Below are 19,627 nucleotides of genomic sequence, written 5' to 3'. Positions count from 1 at the left end.
TCCTCTGGCATCGCGGGTGAGCTCGAATCCCTAAAACGGACTAGCCGGTTTCGGTGAGCGCCCGGCGGTTCAGAGGAAGAAGTCGGTAGTGTCCTGGCCCATGCTCACGCCGCCGAGGTTCCAGGCGTACTTGGCCGGGCTGTTGGCGACGTGGGCGCGACCTGTGTGGATGTCGCGGAACGCACGGTTGATCGGGTGGCCACGGAAAATGGTCGATGCACCGCTGTTGAACATCAGCTGTGCCGCCGCCTTGGCGCAGCGGTCGGCCACCAGGGCCGAGTCGTAGCGCATCTTCACCCGCGCCTGCATCCCAAGCGCGGTGCCGGCGCGGGCATGGTCGAGCATCACCTCGAAGTTGCGCAGCAGCACGGTGCGGCACTCATCGACGCAGACCATGGCATCGGCCAGGGCGCTCTGGGCGGCCGGGTCCTGGAGCATCTTGCGGCCATCGTTGACCGCCACCCGCGCCTTGTTGTGGGCGATGAAGTGATCGACCGCGCCCTGCAACGCACCGATCGCCGAGGACGACACCGCGCGCACGAAGATCTGCCCGAACGGCAGGCGGTACAGCGGCGAGGTGTTGACCGCATTGCCCGGGCTGTCTTGCATGAAGCCATCGACGGCGCGGTGGGTGCGGTACTCGGGCACGAAGGCGTCCTCGACCAGCACGTCATGGGAGCCGGTGGCCTCCAGGCCCATCACGTTCCAGTTGTCGAGGATCTGGTAATCGCTGCGCGGCACCAGGAAGGTGCGGTAGTCCGGCGCGCCGCCCGGCTCAGCCGGCGGCACCATGGCCCCAAGGAACGCCCACTGACAATGCTTGCTGCCGGAAGAGAACCCCCAACGCCCACTCAGACGGAAGCCCCCTTCGACCCGCTGGACCTTGCCCACCGGCATGTAGGACGAGGAGATCAACACAGAGGTGTCCTGCCCCCAGACATCCTGCGCGGCGCGGTCATCGAACAGCGCCAGCTGCCAGTTGTGGATGGCCACCACGCCCAGCACCCAGGCTGACGACATGCACCCCTCGGCCAGGGTCATCTGCACCTCGAAGAAGTCCTTGGGTTCGAGCTCCAGGCCCTGCCAGCGGGCCGGTTGGAGAATGCGGAAAAAGCCTGCCTCGTGGAAGTCAGCGAGGGTCTGTTCCGGCAGGCGGCCCATCTGCGCGGCCTGCTCGGCACGTTCACGCAGCACCGGCACCAGTTCACGGGCGCGCTGGCGCAACTGTTGGCGTACGAGGTCTTGATTCATCTTGTTGTTCTCCTCTGATCGCCCCGATCCCCGGAGCGTGCGAGAGAGGCGTTGGGCCTCCACCGTGGCCATTGCAACAAGGTCAATCGCGCGCGACATCCCTCAAACGGACCATGTGGGGTGCGCATTGACTAGTCCCCTCGGACGATGTTGCCCCTTGCAGTCGTTGGAAGAATTCATCCCACTGAGACAGCCAACCCGAGGGCGTGCGATGAACGACAACAACAATTTGAAAGCCGACATGCTCCAGGCCATGCGCCGCCTGGCCAAGTCCGTGACCATCATCAGCACCAGCGACGGCAGCCAGCGCTTCGCCATGGCCGCCACTGCGGTGGATTCGCTGAGCACCGAGCCGCCATCGCTGCTGATCTGCGTCAACCAGAGCGCCTCACCTCACGCCGCGCTGGCCGCCGGTGCCAGCTTCTGCGTGAACATCCTGGGCCTGGAGCAGCAGCACCTGGCACACCTGTGCAGCGGCAGCATCAAGGGCGAGGCGCGCTTCGGCCAAGGTGAGTGGCTGACCAGCGACGAAGGCATCCCCTACCTGGCCGACGCCCAGTCATCGATCCTCTGCCGCCAGGATGGCCAGTTCGCCTACGGCACCCACACGGTCTTCATCGGTCGCATCCTGCGCATCCACACCACCCCGACCATCACCCCGCTGGTGTACCTGGACGGCCACTACACCACCACTGCCAAGCCTGCGCCCCTCGCGGCCAGTGTCGGCTGAGGCGCGGCCATGGCGAAGCACGCGGTGACAGCACCGCTGCGCGTCGACAACGCCGAGCAACTGCACTGGCAGCAGCGCGCCGACCTGGTGGTGGTCGGCTTCGGCGGCGCCGGTGCCAGTGCCGCCATCGAGGCCGCCAGTCGCGGCCTTTCGGTGTTGGTACTGGAGCGCTTCGCCGGCGGCGGCGCCACGGCCCTGAGCGGTGGCGTGGTCTATGCCGGCGGCGGTACGCCCCAGCAATTGCAAGCGGGCTACCCGGACAGCAGCGAGGCGATGTTCAACTACTTACGCAAGGAGGTAGGCGATGCGGTCAGCGAACAGACCCTGCGCACTTTTTGCGAAGGCAGCCGGGAGCAACTGGCCTGGCTGGAGCGCCAGGGCGCGGTGTTCGAGGGCAGCATGGCCCCACACAAGACTTCCTATCCCAGCGACCGCTACTACCTCTATTACTCGGGCAACGAGGCGGTGCCAGCCTATGCCGTTGATGCCGCCGCCGCGCCCCGCGGGCACCGCACCAAAGGCACAGGCATGTCCGGTTCGGCGCTGTTCCGTGCCCTGGCCGACAGCGCCCGGCGCCGTGGCGTGCAGGTGCGCACCCAGTGCCAGGTGCGGCGTTTGGTGATCGACCGTGACAACCAGGTGATCGGCGTTGAAGCCTGGCAATTGCCCGCCGGCAGCCGCGCGGCACGCAGCCATGCGCGCCTGGCGCGCTGGGCCGCCGCCGTGCACATGTACGTGCCGGCGTTGTCCGCCAGGCTGCGGGCGCGCATGCAGCGCCTCGAGCAACGCCATGCCCGGCCGGTGCGGGTCCGCGCCGATCATGGTGTAGTGCTGGCCAGCGGCGGTTTCGTGTTCAACCGCCAGCTGCTGGGCGAGTATGCGCCGCGCTACCTCGATGGCCTGCCCCTGGGCAGCAGCGGCTGTGACGGCAGCGGCATCGACCTGGGGCGTAGCGTGGGCGCCAGCCTTGGGCGCATGAACAAAGTCAGCGCCTGGCGCTTCATCAATCCACCGCTGGCTTGGGCGCGCGGATTGATCGTCAACGCCCGGGGCGAGCGCTACTGCAACGAAGAACTCTACGGCGCCACCCTGGGCCATGCCATGGTCGAGGAACACGACGGCCGTGCACTTTTGATCCTCGACCGCACCTTGCGCAACCAGGCCCTGGCGCAGGTCGGGCCAGGCAAGGTGTGGTCGTTCCAGCGTTTGCCGGTGCTGCTCAACCTGCTGTTCAACTGCCGCCGAGGCAACACGCTGGAGCAGTTGGCCGACCGCTGCCGGTTGCCCGCCGACATCCTGCGCCGCAGCGTGGAGACTTACAACCTGGCGGCCCGTGGCGAGACCACCGACCCGCTGGGCAAGTCCGCCTCGATGCTGCATGACTTGGGCCAGGGCCCCTGGTATTGCCTGGATCTGTCCTACGACAGCCGCCTTTACCCCTGCCCGACCCTGACCTTGGGCGGACTGCGGGTGTGCGAGCAAAGCGGCCGGGTGCTCGACCAGCAAGGCGCCCCCATCGCCGGGCTGTACGGCGCCGGCCGCTGCGCCGTGGGCGTTGCGTCGAACCTGTATGTCTCGGGCCTGTCCCTGGCCGATTGTGTCTTTTCTGGCCGGCGCGCCGCGGCCCATGTGGCCGAGCTTGCCGCAAGCCAACGTGCCTCTGAAGGAGAACACCCATGCAACGCGCAACTGACCCGTGGCCGCTGACATGAACATCCAGGCCACCCCAGACCAGACCCAGGCCAGCCCGGCGCCTGCCAGCACGCTGCGCCTGCAGGTGAGCGCGGTGATCGACGAGACCGCCGACGCCCGCTCGCTGGTGTTCGACGTCCCGCAGGCACTGCGCGAACGCTTTGCCTACAAACCCGGGCAGTTCCTGAGCTTTCGGGTGACCGTGGACGGCAAGCGCCTGACCCGTTGCTACTCGATGTCCAGCTCGCCGTGGACCGATGCACAGCCCCAGGTGACCATCAAGCGCGTCGAAGGCGGGCGAGTGTCGAACTGGATGAACCAGCACGTGCAGGCCGGCGACTGGCTCGACGTGCTGCCGCCAGCCGGGCACTTCTGTCTCGACCAGCGCCAGGCGGCCGACGCCAGCCGGCCTTTGGTGCTGTTTGGCGGCGGCTCCGGCATCACCCCGGTGTTCTCCTTGCTCAAGGCGGTGCTGCACAGCGGCCAGCGCCCGGTGCTGCTGGTGTATGCCAACCGTGACGAGGCGTCGGTGATCTTCCGCGATCAATTGCGCCTGCTCACCCGGGCCCACCCGGAGCAATTGCAGGTGGTGCACGTGCTGGACTCGGTGCAAGGCTTTCTCGATGCCGCCCAGGTACGCCAGCTGGTGCGCCATTGGCGTGGCGCGGACTACTTCATCTGCGGGCCAGGGCCGTTCATGGACACCGTGGAAACCACCCTGCTGGCCTTGGGCGAAGCACGCGACAGCATCCATGTGGAGCGTTTCGTCTCGCCGCCCGACCCGGACAGCCAAGGCGCCGCACAGGCCCCGGTGCCACTTGACGGCACCGGCTGCGAGCTGCTGCTGGTGGAGCTGGACGGTGTGACCCACCAGATCGTGCCGCGCCCGGGCGAAACCCTGCTGCAGAGCTGTCGTTCGGCGGGGCTGGATGTGCCGTACTCGTGCGAGGAAGGGTTCTGCGGGGCCTGCATGTGCACCGTCGAGGAAGGCCAGTCGCAGCTGACCCGCAACGATGTGCTCAGCCAGGCGGAGCTTGCGGCCGGGTGGACCTTGGCGTGCCAGGGGCATCCGCAGGGCGCGCGGGTGCGATTGAAGTTTCCTGCCTAAGGCTTTCGAGGTCGCCCTGGCCAATTCGCGGGTTTACCCGCGAAAAAGCCAGTCCCCCCTAGTCTCTACAGACGATCCCACCCGCCCCCCGCAACAGGTAGACTCGCCACAGCAGCAGCTTCACAACAATAAAAGACAGAGGTTCGAATATGGCTCGTTTGCAAAACAAGGTCGCGGTGGTCACCGGGGGCGCGTCGGGCATTGGCCTGGCCTGCGTGCGTCGCTTCAGCGCCGAGGGTGCCCAGGTGGTCGGGCTGGATGTCGGCCAGGCGCCAGCGGACTTCCCGGGCCTATTCATGACCCTGGATGTCCGCGACGAAACCCAGGTGCAGCAGGTGATGGCCGAGGTCGTCCAGCGTTTCGGCCATATCGATGTGTTGGTCAACGCCGCCGGCGTCGCCAGCCAAGGCAGCGTCACCAGCGCCAGCACCGCCGACTGGCAGCGGGTCCTGGACATCAACCTGACCGGCAGCATGCTCACCAGCAAGCATGTGCTGGGGCAGATGCAGGCCCAGCGCAGCGGCTCGATCATCAACATCGGCTCGATCTTCGGCCTGCAGGGCTGCGACGGCAACGTCGCCTACAACGTCTCCAAGGGCGGCATCAACCAGCTGACCCGCAGCATGGCCATCGACTATGGCTACGCCAATATCCGCGTCAACGGCCTGTGTCCGGGCCTGATCGAAACGCCGATGACCAGCATGGTCCGCGAGAACCAGGCGTTCCATGATTTCTTCGCCTCGCAGCACATGCTCAGCCGCCCCGGGCAGCCGGAAGAAGTGGCCAATGTCGCGCTGTTTTTGGCCAGCGACGAGGCGTCCTTCGTCAGCGGGCAGATGATCGCCGTGGACGGTGGTTTCTCCGCCGGCCGCCGCTTCGCCCCGCCCAGCGCCTGACCGACCCGGCCGGGCCTGGCGCCCGGCCTTTCCCTTCGTCTATCGATCCTCTGCCTGAGGAGGCCACATGCCGTCCGTGGAAAACGCCCAGACCTTCCCGCAACTGTTCGCCCTGGCCGCCGAGGCCTACGGCGAGCGCCCGGCCATCGAAGACGCCGGCGATCCCATCAGCTACCAGCGCCTGGACCAGTTGCGCCGCCAGGCCGCGCGTGCCTTGCTGGCCCTGGACGTGCCGGTGGCGGCGCGGGTGGCAGTGTGGGCTCCGAACCTTTGGGAGTGGATCGTCGCGGCCGCCGCCCTGCACAGCGTCGGCGCCACCCTGGTGCCGCTGAACACCCGCATGAAAGGCGCCGAGGCCGCGCAGGTGCTGCACGACAGCGGCACCTGTGTGCTGTTCTGCATCAGCCGTTTTCTCGACACCGACTACCCTGCCCTGTTGGCCGACCAGACCTTGCCCGCGCTGCGCCAGGTAATCCACCTGCGCCCTGAGGGCGATGTCGGCCAAGGCCTGGCCTGGGAGGACTTTCTCGCCCTCGCCGAGCAGGTGCCCAACGCCTGTTTGAGCGAACGCGAACGACAGGTCACGGCCGACACCTTGTCGGACCTGCTGTTCACCTCCGGCACCTCGGGCAAGCCCAAGGGCGTGATGAGCTGCCATGGCCAGAACCTGCGCGTGGTGCGTGACTGGAGCGCAATCGTCGGTCTGCAGGCGGGCGATCGCTACCTGATCGTCAACCCGTTCTTCCATTCCTTTGGCTACAAGGCCGGCTGGGTCGCAGCGCTGATGCGCGGCTGCACCCTGCTGCCGCAGCAGGTGTTCGACACCCAGGCGCTGCTTGAATGTATCCAGCGCGAGCGCATCAACGTGCTGCCCGGGCCGCCCACGTTGTACCAGTCATTGCTGGCCCACCCCGAGCGCCAGGCGTATGACCTGGGCAGCCTGCGCATTGCCGTGACGGGCGCGGCGTCGATCCCGGTGCAGATGATCCGGCGCATGGCCAGCGAGCTGGGCTTTGCCACCATCGTCACCGCCTACGGCCTGACCGAGGCCTGTGGCTTCGTCACTATCTGCCGGGCCGGCGACAGCGCCGAGCGGGTCGCCACCACCTGTGGCCGGGCGATGCCTGATGTCGAGGTGCGCTGCGTCGATCCCCAAGGCCAGCCGGTGCCGGCCAATCAGCCGGGCGAGGTGCTGGTGCGCGGCTACAACCTGATGCGCGGCTACCTGGACGATCCGAGGGCCACCGACGAGACGATCGACGCCCAGGGCTGGCTGCATACCGGCGATGTGGGGGTGCTCGATGACGAGGGCTATCTGCGCATTACCGATCGCTTGAAGGACATGTTCATCACCGGTGGTTTCAACGTGTACCCGGCGGAGATCGAACAGACTCTGGTGCGTTATCCCGGTGTGGCCCAGGCGGCAGTGATCGGCATTGCCGACGAGCGTCTGGGCGAGGTCGCCATGGCCTTCCTGCTGCCGGTGCCGGGGCAGCGGATCGACGAAGCGGCGTTCTTGGCCTGGTGCCGGGTTCAGATGGCCAATTACAAGGTGCCACGGCGGGTCCAGGTGCTGGACAACATGCCGCTCAATGCCACCGGCAAGGTGGCCAAGCAGGTGTTGCGCGCTTGGGTCGCGGAGCCTGTTTGAGAACCACGGGGGCGCGTTGCGCCCCATCGCTCCGCTGACGCCCACAGCTACCGTGCTGCTCAGCAGGGCGAGATTCGGTAGCGCTGGCGGAGCCTGCGATGGGCCGCAACGCGGCCCCGGGGTTCAGATGACCCGCGCGGGATGCTGCTGGCGGGGCTCGCCCAACATGGCGCGGTGCGACGGAGGCTGGCGGCCGTCAGCTTCGGTGATGCCGTAGCGTGGGGCGACCTCGGCGCTGATGAGGGTCTGGCCGCTGTAGTCGGCCAATTGCGGGTCATTGAGCAAGGCATGGATCAGGCGCCCGTTGAACTGCGGCGTCTCGGCGTTATCCAGGAACGCACGGTACTGCTCACCATGCTGCTCCCCGGCAATGCGCGTGCGTTCGGTCAGCTGCGGCCCGAGCCACAGCGAGACCGCCGCCACGCCACGGCCTTCGAAGTCGATGGCCATGTCCGCCGCGAACTTGTCGCAACCGGCCTTCTGCGCGCCATACGCCGGCCCGTGCATGTAGCAACCGGCCCCGAAGGACGAGGTGAAGCACACCAACGCACGCCCGCTGCGCAGTAGCAAAGGGGCCGCGTGATAGCTGGCGACATAGGCCGAGCGCAAGCCGACGTCGAGGATGCGCACCAGCGACAGCGGTTTTTCCCAGAACGGGCCCGGCTCGATCAGCTGGTCATGGATATGGGCAACGTTGTTGACCAGCAGATCCAGCTGGCCGCATTCGCGCTCGATGCGTTCGAACAGCGCCCGCACCTGCTCATCGTCGCCATGGTCACAGGCCACGGCGATACCCCGTCCGCCCGCCGCGTCGATGGCATCGGCCGTGCCCTGCAGGTCACCCTCCAGGGCCTGGCCATAGAGCGTCGAGCCGCCCTGCCCGGCCATCCGCCCTGTGACGTACACGGTCATGCCCGCCTCACCCAGTGCCTGGGCAATACCGCGCCCGACACCGCGACTGGCGCCTGTGACCAATGCTACCTGTGGCCTTTCGTTGTGCATGCTTACCTCCCAGTGGTGGCCAGGGTCGGTTGACCCTGGTTGTGTTCGCTATGGGCATGGATATGGTTGGCCGCCAGGTAACCGAAGGTCATGGCCGGGCCAAGGGTGGCACCGGCGCCGGGATAGGTGCGGCCCATCATCGAGGCGGCGCTGTTGCCGATGGCGTACAGCCCCAGGATCGGCCCGCCATCGTGGTGCAGCACCTGGGCGTGCGTATTGGTGAGCAAACCGCCCTTGGTGCCGATGTCGCCGGCATCCACCCGCACGGCGTAGAACGGCCCCTTGGTCAGCGGTGCAAGGCATGGGTTGGGCTGCACGCAGGGGTCGCCGTAGTAGCGGTCGAACAGCGACTCGCCCTTGCCGAAATCGTCGTCGCGGCCCTGGGCGGCCATGGCGTTGAAGCGCTGTACAGTGCGGCCCAGGCCGGTGGCATCGACGCCGATCTGCGCCGCCAGCGTGCCCAGGTCATCGGCCTTGTGCAGCACCTGGCGCAGATGCGCCGGCAATCGCCAGTCCGGCTGGGCATAGCCGGGCAGCAACGGGCCACAGGGGTACTTGCGCCGGAACTGGGCGTCGAAGACCATCCAGCACGGCACGCTGGTGGCGCCTTCGCGGTTGTTCGCGTACATGGCGTAGACGATGTCGCTGTAGGGCGCACCTTCGTTGACGAAGCGCTCACCGGCCGAGTTGACCAGGATGCAGCCAGGCAGGTTGCGCTCGACGAACAGCGCGCGCTGCTTCTCCTCGCCCGCCACCTGCACGGTCGGCGCCCACCAGCTGTGTTCCATCAGGGCCGTGCGTGCGCCAACGGCCACGGCCGCGCGAATGCCATCACCGGTGTTGTGCGGCGGTGTGGCGCTCCAACCGGCATTGGACGGTTGCGGGTGATACTGCTCGCGCATCGCCTGGTTCCGCTCGAAACCGCCGGCGGCGATGATCACCCCTTGCCGGGCCTTGATGTTCAGCCATTGCCCGTCGCGCAGCACTCGGGCGCCGCCGATGCGCTCGCCGACGATCAACAACTGATCGAGCCGGCAATCGAGCCACAGTGGCACGCCTCGGTCGAGCAACGAGCAGCGCAAGGCGCCCACCAAGGCGTTGCCCAGGGTCAGGTAGCGGTCGCGGCGCGACAGCCTGCGGCCCTTGCGGTCGCGCCAGTAGCGCCACAGCACCTTGGCGGTCAGGCCCATCCAGCCTTTGCCTCGGCACAGCAAGACCCGCGCTTCCTTCATGGTCATGGCCATGCGCCCCATCATCAACGTACCGGGGGATGGTGCGCGCATCCGCAGGAATTCATCACCCAGCTGCGCGGCGTCGAACGGCAACGGGTCCATGGAACGGTAGCCGGGCTTGCCGCCCGGCACTTCGGGGTAGTAGTCGGTGTAGTGGGCCTGGGCTTCGAAGCGCACGCGGGTGTCGCGCTCCAGGTACTGGACCATGGACCGGGCATGCTCGACGTAGGCCTCGATGCGCCCGTCGTCGACCTCGCCTTGCGTCACGGCCTTGAGGTACGCCACCGCCTCGGCGGCCGAGTCCGCCCCACCCAGCGCGGCCACGCGGTGGTTGTCGGGGATCCAGATCCCCCCGCCGGACACCGCCGAGGTGCCGCCGTACTGCTCGCTCTTCTCGATCACCAGGGTATCGAGCCCCAGGTCATGGGCTCGCAACGCGGCGGTCAGGCCGCCCGCACCCGAACCGATCACCAGTACATCGCAACATTCGTCCCACCTGATCATGCACGCACCTCCTCGGGGCAGACGCCTCCAAAGCCCGCGCCGGAAAAGGAAGAACGCGGCCGGGGCCAAGGGCTCGCTCGATTGTCTGGCGCGGTGCATGACCGGACATCGTCCGATGGGACTAGCGGGTCACCACCGATTGCGCGTAGTCCACTTGGACGATGTTGGTCCAAGGGTCCGGTCCCATAGTCGGCCCTGCTTCACCTCCCAAAACCGGAACGTCGGTCGGGCAGGCATGCCCGCGCATGAGGACGACAATGATAAAAACAACAATCGCCCCCCAACCCCTTAACACGTACGTGCGTCTGTCCCTGTTGCTGCTGGCCGGGGGCCTCGGCCAGCAGGCCAGTGCCTTGACCTTCCAGCCCAGCGATGACCTGAGCATTGATTGGGACACGACGTTGTCCTACAGCCTTGCCTGGCGTACCGAGAAGCGTGACCACAAGCTGGTGAACAACGCCGACGGCAACGACGGCGACAACGCCTTCGACCGCGGCAGCCTGATCACCGACCGGGTGGGTTTCCTCACCGAAGCCAACCTGCGCTGGCAGGAAAACTACGGCCTGTTCATGCGCGCCTCGGGCTTCTACGACAAGGCCTACGACCAGAGCAACGACAACGACACCGGTACCTCCAACTGCTTCGCCAGCGGTGTCTGCAGCAAACCGAACCAGTTCCCCAAGGACACCGTCGACCAGCACCGCGACGACCTGCGCCTGCTCGATGCCTATGCCTACGGCACCTGGGACATGGCCGGGCACAACCTCAACCTGCGCGTGGGCGACCAAGTAGTGAGCTGGGGTGAAAGCCTGTTCTACCCAGGCGTCTCGGGCGCCCAGAGCCCGGTGGATGCCACCAAGGCGACTACCCCCGGCGTCGAGGTGAAGGAAGTGCTGCTGCCGGTCGGCCAGGTGTTCGGCCAGTTCAGCCTGACCGACGACCTGGATGTGGAAGCCTACTACCAGTACAAGTGGGAAAAGACACAGTTGTTCGGCGTCGGCAGCTACTTCTCCACCACCGACTTCATCGACCGTGGCGGCTACAGCGACGCCAGCGGCTTCGTCAAGCGCCTGCCCGACGACGAGCCCAGCGACAGCGGCCAGTACGGCCTGGCCCTGCGCTACAGCGCAGCGTCGCTGAACAACACCGAGTTCGGCCTGTACTACGTGCGCTACCACGACAAGACCCCGACGCTGGACTTCCAGAGTGACCTGGGCTTCTACCGTGCGCGCTACTTCGACAACATCGACCTGTACGGCGCAAGCTTCGCCACCGTGCTCGGCGATACCAGCCTGGCCGGCGAAGTCAGCTACCGCGACGGCCAACCGGTGATGGTCGACAACGGTTTCTCCAGCGCGGTACGCGCCGAGACCTTGCAGGCCCAGGTGTCGGCCATCCACGTGTTCGGCCCCAATGCCTTCTCCGATAACACCACCCTGACCGGTGAGCTGGTCTACAACACCGTGCTCAACAACGACAAGTCCGACCCGCTGACCCTGGCCCCTGGCTTCTCGCTGCCGGGCACCGACTCGCTGGTCGGCGATCGCGATGCCTGGGGTTACACGGTGCAAGTCAACTTCGACTACAACGACGTGTTCAGTGGCTGGGACATGTCGGTGCCGATCAACTTCAGCACCGCCGCCCAGCACGACAGCGCCCTGACCGGCTCGATCAACTACGGCCAGGGCGACGACCGCGCCAGCATCGGTACCACCTGGCGCTACCTCGGCAACTTCACTGTCGAGGCCCTCTACAGCGCCTACCTGGGCAATGCCAATAACTCGCCCTGGGCCGACCGCGACAACGTTGCCCTCAACTTCAAATACCGGTTCTGAAGCCCCCGACGGAGGATCATCGACATGTCCAATCTCAAGCACCCCTGGATACGCACCACCCTCGCCGTCGCCCTGCTCGGCAGCAGCCTGGCCCTGCAGGCCAACGTCAGCGGCACCAGTGCCGCATCCCTGGGCAAGGACCTGACGCCCATGGGCGCCGAGCGCGCCGGCAACGCCGACGGCAGCATCCCGGCCTGGACCGGCAAATGGCGCGGCGCACCGCCCCAGGTGAAATTCGCCGGCCCCGGCACCCCCTACCCGGATCCCTATGCCGACGAAAAGCCGCTGTTCGTCATCACCGCGCAGAACATGGACCAGTACGCGGCCAACCTCTCTGACGGCCAGAAAGCGTTGTTCAAGCGTTATCCCGACACTTTCAAGATGCCGGTCTACCCCAGCCACCGGGATTTTCGCGTCGATCCGGACACCGAGGCGGCCATCAGCCGCAACGCCGCCAGCGCCAAGCTCAGCAGCGACGGCAACGACGCCCTGGACGCCTTCGGTGCCTCGCCGTTCCCGGTGCCGAAGAACGGCAACGAGCTGATTCTCAACCACACCATGCAGGCCCGTGCGATCACCGAGGAGGCCAACTACAACCAGGTGGTGGTCTACGCCGATAACAACCGCGTGCTGGAGAAGGTCAACTACAAGATCTACTCGCTGTGGTCCGACCCCAAGCAGAATGCGCAAAGCACCAACGGTGTGTTCACCGACTTCCTGCTCACCACCCTGGAGCCTGTGCGCAAGAAAGGTGAGATCGTCGTCGGCCACGAGTTCATCAACGCCGCCGCCCAGCCGCGCCAGGCCTGGCAGTACACCCCTGGCCAGCGCCGCGTGCGCCGTGCGCCGACCGTGGGCTATGACTCCCCGACCGGTGCCGGTGGTTTCCGCGTGTACGACGAGGACCGCCTGTTCAACGGTGCCACCGACCGTTACGACTGGAAGATCGTCGGCAAGAAAGAGATCTACATCCCGTACAACAACTACAAGATCGACAGCCCGCAAGTCAGCCAGGCTGATATCATCAACGCCGCCGGTCACATCAACCCTGACCTGATGCGCTACGAGAAGCATCGCGTCTGGGTCTTGCAGGCCACCCTCAAACCGAGCGCGCGTCACATCTATGCCAAGCGTACCTTCTACATCGACGAGGACAGCTGGGCTGCCATCCTGGCCGACAACTACGATGCCCGTGGCCAGCTGTGGCGCACCAACATGCAGACCTCGGTGTATGCCTATGACATCCAGCGCTTCCATGCCCGTCTGGGCCTGTACCACGACCTGATCGCCGGGTCCTACATGGTCGACCGCCTGCTCGACGGCCAGACCCCGGCCAAGCTCAACGCCAGCAACTTCGGCGCTGACGAATTCACGCCAGGCAACCTGCGCAAGCTCGGCACCCGCTAAGCAGCGACCACCTCAAGGCCCCGTGTCGAAAGACCCGGGGCTTTTTGTTTTGCCTTGCGCTTTTGGGGTGGGAGGGATCAGCCGGGGTAGCAGGCGGCCAGGCGCTGGGCGAGTGCTGGCAGTTGTGCGGGGCTCAGGCGATTGATGCCCGCGGCACGCACCCGGCCGCCCCCGCTGGGGAACTGCCGGCAAAAGGCATCGGCGGACCAAAGCGCACCGTCCGGCACGCGCAGGCTGAACATCCAGTCGCCATCAGGCTTGGCGCTGAGCAGCCCCACGGCACGTCCAGGCGCGGCAGCGGCCAGGTCGTTGGCCAGCACACCGCTGACTCGCCGCGCCCAGGCCTGTTCCGGCAAGCGGAACAGGCGCATGCCCGGCCCTTCGCACCACGGCGAAAGCCCCGCGGCGGCGGCCATGTCCGCGGCGTAACCGGCCCGCAGCACGGCAAAGCTTGCGCTGTGCTGCACGAAATCCAGCGGGTCGGCATAGGGCAACAGCTCGGCGGCCAGGGCCAGCGGGTCGAAGTGCAAATCGGCCACGCTGTCGCCATAAGCGTTGTAATTGAGCAATTCGCCCAACTGCGCCAGGGCCGTCAGCTCAGGTGCGCCCAGACCATGGCGTTGCGCCAGGGCCCGTGCCGGCCCGGCCATGCCATCGCCAAAGGCCGCCACCACCGCCCAGCGGTGGGCCTTGCCTTGCAGCCAGGTGTCGACCAGCAGGCTGGTACACACGTGCGCCGCCGTGTCGATGTGCGCATCGAAGGCCGGATGCTGGGGCAGTTCCCCGGCAAAGTGATGGTCGAAGTAGCGCACCTGGGCGCCGTCGGCCAGCAAACGCTGGACGTCTTCGCGGTTCTGCTCGTGGCCGATGTCCAGCACCGTCACCCGCTCGCCGGGGCGGGCCTTGACCCGGCCCAGCAATGCAATGTCGCGCTTGACCCCGCTGACCAGTTGCACGTTAGGGTCGAGTTCGCCCGCCAGGCGCAACTGCTGCAGGGCACACAGGCCATCGGCGTCGCCGTTGAAAGCGCAATGATCGATCATGACCGCCCCCTTCAATACATCACTTCGCCGCCATTGGCGTCGAGCTGCGCGCCGTTGATTGCGCTGGAATAGTCCGAGGCCAGAAACAGCGCCGCCCGGGCGCATTCATCATCGGTGCGCATACGCCCGCCGGGGATGCCCGCGCTGAACTCGGCCTTGACCTGCGCCTCGCTGATCCCGCGGGCCTCGGCACTCTGACGGACCACCGCCTGCACCGGCGCCCCCCACATCCAGCCGCAGGCCAGGGCATTGACGCGGATGCCATGCCCGGCCTGCTCGCAGGCCAGGTACCGCACGCTGGCGGCCAGGGCCGCCTTGGACGCCGAGTAAGCCGCGCCGCCCGGGTAAGGCTTGCGCACACCGAGCGTATTGATCATCACGATCGCCCCTGCGCCCTGCTCGCGCATCGCCGGCAGCACGGCCCGGGACATGTTCAGCGAGCCCAGCAGGTTGACCTCCAGCGCCTCGCGCAGCGGCGCGTTGTCGGCCTCTTCCACGGCCTGGAAACCGCCGTGGGAGAACGCGCTGTTGACCAAGGCATCGATGCGCCCGAAGGCCTGCAGGGTGGCTTCGGCAAACCGGGTGCAGGCCTCGGGCTGGGTGATGTCGGTGGGCACGCACAGCACGTCGCAAGCGTGGCCCAGGGCGAGAATGCGGGCGCGGGCGTCGGCCAGCCGCTCGGCGCTGCGAGCCCCGATGGCCAGGGCGCGCGCACCTTCGCGCGCGGCCTCCAGGGCCAGCTTGATACCCAGGCCCGGGCCGATGCCGGAGATCATCACGACTTTGTCGTTCAACAGCATGGAGTGTTCCTTCTTCTGGTTGTGAGGGTGTCAGGCACGGGCGCGCAGGTGGCGGCTGCGGTATTGGGCATAGTCGCGCTGCAAGATGGCCTCGGTAAGGCCGAAGCGCTCGGGGGTGTAGTGGTGGCTGGCGCGCTTCTCGCGGCCGTTGTCGGCCAGCCAACGCACGATGGCTTCGCGCACCGCGTCGCTCAGGTCCAGGCCGGCGAACGCGTAGATACGCTCGACCACCGCCAATGGCTGGCCAAGGGTGTCTTCGAAATGCACATCCAGCACACGCCCTGCGGGCAGCAGCTCGCGCACGGCCATGGCATGACGAAGGGCACGGGCCATGCGGCGGTTCCACTGCTCGCCGACGGCCTCGGCATCGGCCTGGTCGCTGTACAGCTGCCACAGGGTATGGATGAAGCTCGCCAGCGACGGGATGGTGCTGGCAGGCTCGCGGTGGGTGAGGATCACCTGTGCGCCTGGGAAGACCTTGATCAACAGCTCCAGGGTATGCAGGTGCTGGGGGCTCTTGAGCAGCCAGCGACGGCCCGGTGCGATACCGCGCAAGCCCTGCTGCCATTGCAGGAACTGCAAGCAACGCTTGAGGTAGTGGTAGACCTCGGTCTGGTCCTGGCGATCGAGCCAGGCGGTGTAGCTGGGCACATTGACATAGGAGTCCATGGCGCAGAGGAAGCTGTGCTCCATCAACATGAACTCTTCATCGGCCTGCTCGGCATCGAGGGGGTGAATGGCCAGCAACTGCGGCAGGTGCTCGACCATTGCCGCGACCTCTGCGCGGGCGCGCTGGATGCGCGCCTCGGGCTGGGCCGGGTCTTCGCCGGGCAGGGGCGCCGGGTAGCGAGTTTCCCACCAATGGGCCTTGCTGAACTGCGGATCGACCGCCAGGGTGCGCTGCAACAAGGTGGTGCCGGTGCGCGGCAGGCCGACGATCACCAGTGGGTCGTCGACAGGTTGCGCCAGGATTTCGGGGAAGCGCTTGCAGTGCTCCTCCACCACCAAACGGTTGGCCAGTTGCGCCACCAACTTTTCGCGCAGCATGCCGCGCCCGGCGGACGACAACCGGGCCTCCAGCTCCAGCGCCTGGGCCAGTACTGCCAGGGCCTCTCGGTAGTTACCGGGGCCGAAATCCTGCAGGCCGCCGGTCCGGGCGCTGGCGTCGGCCAGCAGGCGGTCTGGGGCGAATTCACTGTTGATCATCGGACAAGCTCCTCAAGGGCATGCAACTTCACGACGCGGGTGCTGGGGTGAACAGGGGATTTCGCGCCGACCCAGCGCAGGCACAGGGTGCCGTGGGGGTGACCGGCGGTGTGCAGCCAGTTGGCCAAGCCCGGGTCACGGGCGCTGAGCACCATGCGCAGGCCACCGCCGTCATCCAACTGGGCCGAGTGTTTGTTCAGGCAGATGCGGTGGTAGCGGTAGTCCAGGGACTCCATCCAGTAGTTGTTGATCTGCAGGTTCCAGAAATCGCACGCCGGTACGTGGTCAACCTCGATCAGCAACGCCTCGTCGTCAGCCAGCGCCCAGTACGAGTGGTAGTAGAAGATGTTCGGGTCGCCCCCCACCGACTGGCACAGCGCCTGGTCGGCCGGCGGCAGCTCATTGGTGTGGGCCTGGTAGCCCTGGGCCCAGTCGGCGAACAGCCGTGCGGTGTTCTCCACGAACGAGGCGGCGCGCTGCAGACCGTGCTGCAGGAAGGCAGGGTCCAGCGGCGCGGGCACCTGGTCGGCGTCCAGGCGCTCGATGTGCAGCCGTGCAGGCTGCTCGGTGGCGCGGTCGAGGAAGGTCTGGCGCACGATCAGCGCGTTACTCTCCGGCTCCAGGCGCAACCAGTTGCCGCTGGCCTGCGGGTACTGGCTGAGGATGATTTCGAAGTTGCCCTGGGCATCGAGCTCAAGCTGGCTGGCGTCGATGAAGCCGGTCTGGATCATCTTGCCGTCGGTCTCGTAACCGCCTTTCTGTGTGCCGAAGCTCAAGTAGGCGACACTGCCGCGCTGGCCGCTGACGCGGTAGCGCTGGGCGCCATTGAGGCGGGCGTAGCGGTACAGGTTGTCGGGGTTGTCGGCGCCGATCTTGGCGGTTTCGTGGGAGGGTGTGATGAAGCCTGGGAAGTCCGGGTCGGCGAACTCCAGGTGCATCTCCAAGGCGATGCGCAGCAGGCGCGTGAGGTAGCGAAAGCCTTCGGCGCGGGTCTGCGCATCGGCCGGCGCCTCGGCGCGCAGGATCTGCTCGCCGCTGCGCCTTAGCTGTTCGCAGAACCGGTTCCAGGTTTCACCGCTGCACACCTGCTGCTCGGTTGGGTCGTTAACCATGAGGGTCTCCTTGGGGGGGCGGAATGCCGCGGGTTGGGAGACCATAGGAATTGCGGCCCTCGGAGTACTACGTCCGAGCGGACTAACAGCACGTGCGCTTCCGGTGACACAATGCAGTTGCGTTGGCTGATGAATGTGGAAAACGCAGATGTCCTTAACGTAGTGGGATCGTTGCTGTTTTGACAACGGACCGCCCCTCGTAATGCCTAACTTTGGCTTTTAATTGGTCCGCTTTGAAGAAGCCGCCCGGCTTTGTTTGAAGCGATTCAATTGTGGGCGAAAGCAGAAGGCTCTGATACTTAATCCTCCACTCACCTTCCTCGTATTTCATAAAAGCAGTAGCCGTCACGTTCTCGACCACCTTTCCGTCTGCAGTGACGTGGAAACCATAATCTGTAAATTCCATGGCTCCCAGCATTCCCATACCATGCTCAGCCTCATCCAAATCATTATATTGTGCGTCTTCTTTGCTGCCCTCTACATGTCGAACACGTAAGGTCTCTTCGCTCATTTTGTCCACAACAAGCGAACATCCACTGAAACCGGGTGTAAACAGGAGCTCAGGTTCACCCTGTCGAGGATGAGCGGCAATATCGACATATCCGCCTTGCGGCGCCCAATAGGCATAGTGCATTTCTGGGCTTCTCTGGGATGTCATTGTCTTCGTGTGGACTATTTGCAAGGCGTTAACGCTTTTATCTTCAGCGAGCGGCAAATGAAGTGCGTTGAACGCGAGGATCCCTCCTCCGTTTTGGTTCGTTACGATTTCCGCCGTTGCACTGTCAGAATGCACTTTGTTCGGGACGAAAAGATCCGTCAGCAAGGGGACACTTCTCAGCACCGCGTCGTCTATAACCTTATCCGTGCTCACAGGCTCCGCTGTTATATGGACCGTGGCAGGCTGGCTTCTAGTAAACCCCAACACAGAGCCTGGTACTTTCCGTTGCTCCCCTGTTTTTAATCTTGCCGCTTTGCGAGCACTGTCCAAGTGACGTGTTTCGCCGTTGAGCCCCTTTTCATCCACAAGCGTCACCGGGTTGTTCCTGACCATAAGATAGAGGTTCAGTCCATCCACCGTCCCCGCCGGATCAGCGCTGAGCCAGCGGCCCACCCACGGCTGGTAGTAGCGATACCCGTAGTAATACAGCCCCGTCGCGTCGCGTTCCTTGCCCGAATAGCGCACGGTTTTGTAACGCGCCTCCACCGCATTGCGAGCGGCCCAGAGGGCGGTGCCGCCATAGGGGTAATACTCTTCGTGGCTGATCAATTCCCCTGTGCCATCGACTTCGAGTGCACTGCTGCCCGTCTGGTCGTCGTAGCTATAGCGCAACTGATCGTTGGCGATGTCGGTGGGTTTACCGGCTACCCAGTGCAACACCCGCACCTGCGCGCGACCCGCTTCGCCCACGGCGATGACCTGCACGTCTTCCGTGACCTTGCCGCTGCTCAGCGTGCGCCTCAGCTCCAGGCCGGGCTGGTAGAGGATGTTCTTGGTCTGTGTGGTGCGGGCCGCCTGCTGGGTGCTGGTTTTCAGCACACGCTGGCTGGCGTTGTCGTAGCGGTAGCGTTCGTGGTCATCCGCGCCGCTGTCGCGCTTGACGGGGGTGACCTGTGCGAGCTCTCCACGCGGTGTCCAGGCCAGGGACTGGCCCGGCAGCAACAGCCGCTGCTGCCCCCCGGCGTTAAACAGCGTCTCCACGTCGGTCGGATCCTTGGCCAGCGAGCTCAGCACCGCCCGGTTGCTGCGTTCGCTCACGGTGATGTCGGTGGTGTAGCTGTTGCCGCTGGCCGGCGCGCTGTGGCGGATCTGGGCCAGGTTGCCTGCCCTGTCGTAGGTGTAGGTACGGGTGTAGCGGGTGTAGGTGGCGTCATCGCATGCGATGAGCGCGGGATGGTCGCGGTCCTGCCCTTTCCGCCGCGCATCGGCCATCTCGCGCCCCGTTGCGCTGACCAGTTGATAGAGGCTGTCGTATGCGTAGGTGTTTTCCGGGACCACCTTCTGGTTGCGCCAGAAGCGCGTGGCTTCGGCGTCGTTACGCACGCTCAACACGTTACCCACCGGGTCGTAGGCATAGCGCAGATCCTGCAGCACTTTCGCCCCACTGCCCTGACGCTCGGTCTTGATGGAGGCCAGGCGCTGGGTCTTGGGCTCGTAGGT

At 65.8% G+C, this 19,627-nt stretch carries 15 protein-coding genes; 7 read left to right on the top strand and 8 right to left on the bottom strand.

Going from position 1 to position 19,627, the window contains the following annotated elements; genetic code table 11:
- Nucleotides 1-69: 69 nt before the first annotated feature.
- Nucleotides 70-1,251 (bottom strand): acyl-CoA dehydrogenase family protein, encoded by a 1,182-nt coding sequence (locus DQ397_RS17455; RefSeq protein WP_043214643.1) that lies wholly within the window; start codon nt 1,249-1,251, stop codon nt 70-72.
- Nucleotides 1,252-1,462: 211 nt separating this feature from the next.
- Here DQ397_RS17455 and DQ397_RS17450 point away from each other — a divergent pair, with 211 nt between their 5' ends.
- The 5 genes from DQ397_RS17450 (at nt 1,463) to DQ397_RS17430 (ending at nt 7,328) form a co-directional block, all read left to right on the top strand.
- Complete coding sequence (locus tag DQ397_RS17450) at nt 1,463-1,981, top strand: flavin reductase family protein (RefSeq protein ID WP_043214641.1); 519 nt, start codon at nt 1,463-1,465, stop codon at nt 1,979-1,981.
- A gap of 9 nt (nt 1,982-1,990) precedes the next feature.
- Nucleotides 1,991-3,688 carry an FAD-binding protein gene (locus DQ397_RS17445; protein ID WP_148921591.1) on the top strand — a complete coding sequence of 566 codons (1,698 nt, stop codon included), beginning with the start codon at nt 1,991-1,993 and terminating at the stop codon, nt 3,686-3,688.
- Between the two features lies 1 nt (nt 3,689).
- A complete protein-coding gene (locus DQ397_RS17440; protein ID WP_052352513.1) occupies nt 3,690-4,781 on the top strand; it encodes a ferredoxin--NADP reductase in 1,092 nt (363 codons plus the stop codon).
- A gap of 149 nt (nt 4,782-4,930) precedes the next feature.
- Entirely contained in the window at nt 4,931-5,677 is a 747-nt protein-coding gene (locus DQ397_RS17435; protein WP_043215143.1) for an SDR family NAD(P)-dependent oxidoreductase, read from the top strand.
- A 67-nt stretch (nt 5,678-5,744) separates the two neighbouring features.
- Entirely contained in the window at nt 5,745-7,328 is a 1,584-nt protein-coding gene (locus DQ397_RS17430) for a FadD3 family acyl-CoA ligase (protein ID WP_043215145.1), read from the top strand.
- 123 nt (nt 7,329-7,451) lie between these two features.
- Here the strand turns inward: DQ397_RS17430 and DQ397_RS17425 are convergent, their stop codons facing one another.
- Together DQ397_RS17425 and DQ397_RS17420 are read right to left on the bottom strand one after the other, a co-directional pair.
- The gene (locus tag DQ397_RS17425; protein WP_043215148.1) at nt 7,452-8,330 is read right to left on the bottom strand and encodes an SDR family NAD(P)-dependent oxidoreductase; all 879 of its coding nucleotides are present in this window, start codon (nt 8,328-8,330) and stop codon (nt 7,452-7,454) included.
- Between the two features lie 2 nt (nt 8,331-8,332).
- A complete protein-coding gene (locus DQ397_RS17420) occupies nt 8,333-10,066 on the bottom strand; it encodes an FAD-dependent oxidoreductase (RefSeq protein WP_043215150.1) in 1,734 nt (577 codons plus the stop codon).
- A 257-nt stretch (nt 10,067-10,323) separates the two neighbouring features.
- Between DQ397_RS17420 and DQ397_RS17415 the strand changes: the two genes are divergently transcribed.
- Together DQ397_RS17415 and DQ397_RS17410 are read left to right on the top strand one after the other, a co-directional pair.
- Nucleotides 10,324-11,901 (top strand): DUF1302 domain-containing protein, encoded by a 1,578-nt coding sequence (locus DQ397_RS17415; RefSeq protein WP_102082467.1) that lies wholly within the window; start codon nt 10,324-10,326, stop codon nt 11,899-11,901.
- Nucleotides 11,902-11,925: 24 nt separating this feature from the next.
- On the top strand, nt 11,926-13,308 hold the full coding sequence (locus DQ397_RS17410) for a DUF1329 domain-containing protein (RefSeq protein ID WP_043215152.1): 1,383 nt from the start codon (nt 11,926-11,928) through the stop codon (nt 13,306-13,308).
- A 77-nt stretch (nt 13,309-13,385) separates the two neighbouring features.
- On the opposite strand, the gene DQ397_RS17405 is transcribed toward DQ397_RS17410, so the two are convergent.
- From DQ397_RS17405 to DQ397_RS17385, 5 genes are all read right to left on the bottom strand, one after another.
- On the bottom strand, nt 13,386-14,351 hold the full coding sequence (locus DQ397_RS17405) for a hypothetical protein (protein WP_043215155.1): 966 nt from the start codon (nt 14,349-14,351) through the stop codon (nt 13,386-13,388).
- A gap of 11 nt (nt 14,352-14,362) precedes the next feature.
- Nucleotides 14,363-15,151, bottom strand: coding sequence for an SDR family oxidoreductase (locus DQ397_RS17400; protein ID WP_043215156.1), 789 nt, complete (start codon nt 15,149-15,151; stop codon nt 14,363-14,365).
- A 30-nt stretch (nt 15,152-15,181) separates the two neighbouring features.
- Nucleotides 15,182-16,357 (bottom strand): sulfotransferase, encoded by a 1,176-nt coding sequence (locus tag DQ397_RS17395; protein ID WP_043215160.1) that lies wholly within the window; start codon nt 16,355-16,357, stop codon nt 15,182-15,184.
- Nucleotides 16,354-17,469, bottom strand: coding sequence for a DUF1214 domain-containing protein (locus DQ397_RS17390; RefSeq protein ID WP_043215162.1), 1,116 nt, complete (start codon nt 17,467-17,469; stop codon nt 16,354-16,356). The genes DQ397_RS17395 and DQ397_RS17390 overlap by 4 nt, the downstream gene beginning before the upstream one ends.
- 154 nt (nt 17,470-17,623) lie before the next feature.
- The coding region (locus tag DQ397_RS17385) for an RHS repeat-associated core domain-containing protein (protein WP_148921590.1) at nt 17,624-19,627 on the bottom strand (2,004 nt) is incomplete at its 5' end.

This window comes from Pseudomonas sp. CK-NBRI-02 (assembly GCF_008124495.1).
GTDB lineage: Bacteria > Pseudomonadota > Gammaproteobacteria > Pseudomonadales > Pseudomonadaceae > Aquipseudomonas > Aquipseudomonas guariconensis.
Note: the sequence above shows the minus strand (reverse complement) of the source record. Positions and strands in the feature narration are given on the sequence as shown.

Bases quoted from the DNA above. Each gene is read 5' to 3' on its own strand.
- DQ397_RS17455 (WP_043214643.1), bottom strand. From the start codon at position 1,251: ATGAATCAAGACCTCGTACGCCAACAGTTGCGCCAGCGCGCCCGTGAA.
- DQ397_RS17450 (WP_043214641.1), top strand. From the start codon at position 1,463: ATGAACGACAACAACAATTTGAAAGCCGACATGCTCCAGGCCATGCGC.
- DQ397_RS17445 (WP_148921591.1), top strand. From the start codon at position 1,991: ATGGCGAAGCACGCGGTGACAGCACCGCTGCGCGTCGACAACGCCGAG.
- DQ397_RS17440 (WP_052352513.1), top strand. From the start codon at position 3,690: ATGAACATCCAGGCCACCCCAGACCAGACCCAGGCCAGCCCGGCGCCT.
- DQ397_RS17435 (WP_043215143.1), top strand. From the start codon at position 4,931: ATGGCTCGTTTGCAAAACAAGGTCGCGGTGGTCACCGGGGGCGCGTCG.
- DQ397_RS17430 (WP_043215145.1), top strand. From the start codon at position 5,745: ATGCCGTCCGTGGAAAACGCCCAGACCTTCCCGCAACTGTTCGCCCTG.
- DQ397_RS17425 (WP_043215148.1), bottom strand. From the start codon at position 8,330: ATGCACAACGAAAGGCCACAGGTAGCATTGGTCACAGGCGCCAGTCGC.
- DQ397_RS17420 (WP_043215150.1), bottom strand. From the start codon at position 10,066: ATGATCAGGTGGGACGAATGTTGCGATGTACTGGTGATCGGTTCGGGT.
- DQ397_RS17415 (WP_102082467.1), top strand. From the start codon at position 10,324: ATGATAAAAACAACAATCGCCCCCCAACCCCTTAACACGTACGTGCGT.
- DQ397_RS17410 (WP_043215152.1), top strand. From the start codon at position 11,926: ATGTCCAATCTCAAGCACCCCTGGATACGCACCACCCTCGCCGTCGCC.
- DQ397_RS17405 (WP_043215155.1), bottom strand. From the start codon at position 14,351: ATGATCGATCATTGCGCTTTCAACGGCGACGCCGATGGCCTGTGTGCC.
- DQ397_RS17400 (WP_043215156.1), bottom strand. From the start codon at position 15,151: ATGCTGTTGAACGACAAAGTCGTGATGATCTCCGGCATCGGCCCGGGC.
- DQ397_RS17395 (WP_043215160.1), bottom strand. From the start codon at position 16,357: ATGATCAACAGTGAATTCGCCCCAGACCGCCTGCTGGCCGACGCCAGC.
- DQ397_RS17390 (WP_043215162.1), bottom strand. From the start codon at position 17,469: ATGGTTAACGACCCAACCGAGCAGCAGGTGTGCAGCGGTGAAACCTGG.